This is a genomic window from Bacillus sp. JJ722 (assembly GCF_036963345.1).
Taxonomy (GTDB): Bacteria; Bacillota; Bacilli; order Bacillales; family DSM-1321; genus Bacillus_AD.
In genome coordinates, this window is the sequence record NZ_JBALMO010000414.1 from 1 (window position 1) to 1,595 (window position 1,595).

Below are 1,595 nucleotides of genomic sequence, written 5' to 3' on the forward strand. Positions count from 1 at the left end.
TATGAATACTCCAAAAATAATTCAAAAAGGTGCATTATACTATGAATATTATGCACCTCATCAATCTTTTTTAATTCTTTTTCAATTCTTATTTCTTCTAAGTGAGGAAATGTTTTTAATAACTTACTAACAACCAAATCGATTTCAGCATCTTCTTTAATCTTTGAATCAGAAGCAATCTTTTTTAAGTAAGATAGAAATGCATACTCTTTTGATTCATCATTTACCTCATTTAACCTTTTATTGATTCTGCATATTTCAGCATTAAAATTAATAGAAAAAATAGGTTCAACAGACCTTCTTATCAAGTTAGCTGAAATACTGTTTAATAATTCATTTTTAATTTTTTGATTTTTTAGTTCATAAAAATAATAGCACAAGTCGTTAAACTCTTTCCTATAATCCAACCAATCATTTGGATTAGCTACTTTAATCTTTTTAAATGCATAAAAGGTACGATAAAGACCTACTTGAGTTGCAGATATAGTATCATCAAATGAAAAAATATGTTGTTGCCATAATAGTTGGGCTGTTTTTTTCATAGCATACTCAAAATTCCAATCCTTTTCTTCAATAATATTAATTAAGGTTTGTACTGTAATTATAAAAAATTCTGCATCGACTCTATTCTCTACAAATTCATTAGAACGTTCGAAATATTGTAGACTTTTTGTCAAACAAACCAAATAGTCACTTTTTTCCTTCATTACATTTGCTTTAAACAAATAAATCAAGCCTAATTGAAATAAACTTTCACATCTTATCTCATATTGTTCTTGTTCAATAAGATCATAATAAACTTCTTCTATTTCCTCTGCTTCTTCTATTTCATTTCCATAAAATAAAGCCAAATTTTTTAATCTTACTACTTCTATGAACACATCTCTAGTGTCTATCCAATCATCTAACAATAAATTAAGTGCAACTCTTTTCTTTATTTTTTGTAACTTAACTAAATCCATAAAACTTTCTAGTGCTCTTTTTCTAATATTTGAATTCTCATTCATGTTTAAAATGATACCACTTAAAAATCTTTGAGCTGTTTTTTTCTCTAATTTATTCAAAACATCCGTACTTTTCTTATCAAAGAAAAAGAATTTATCGATAATAGACCAATTCTTAAAATCTTTAATCTCATTCCAATCCTTCATTAGAAAACGTAAACTCCTTCCGTAAATATTTTTTCGTTCTTCACTGTATTCATCAATTTCCGCTCCGCCGTTCCTATAATAATTTGTAGTTGATTACCATATCTTTTATCAATATCTTTTAGTGTCTTAGATAATCCTTTTAAATATTGAGAATCCCCTTCTTCTTTACTTGGACTATCAATAATAAGAAAACGAGTGTGTCTACCAAAGTTATGTACAATATCCAATTGGACAAGAGAAAGATAAAATGCAATTTTGGCTCTTAATTGTTCACCTTCTGCAATTTCATTAAATGTAATATATTCTCCGTCTTGCTTATAAATAACATCGAAATTATCAATTATTTTTATTTCAGTAATGGATTTCAACCCAAAATGGTGTAATTCATCTAACATTATTCCAGAAAAATAATTCAAGATATTTTTACTGTTCTCATATCTGATA

General features: G+C 26.6%; 2 protein-coding genes. Both read right to left on the bottom strand.

What is annotated here, in order from left to right:
* On the bottom strand, positions 1–1,151 hold a 1,151-nt coding region (locus tag V7014_RS26950; protein ID WP_335512175.1), incomplete at its 3' end, for a hypothetical protein.
* On the bottom strand, positions 1,151–1,595 hold a 445-nt coding region (locus V7014_RS26955), incomplete at its 5' end, for a hypothetical protein (protein ID WP_335512176.1). The genes V7014_RS26950 and V7014_RS26955, both read right to left, overlap by 1 nt.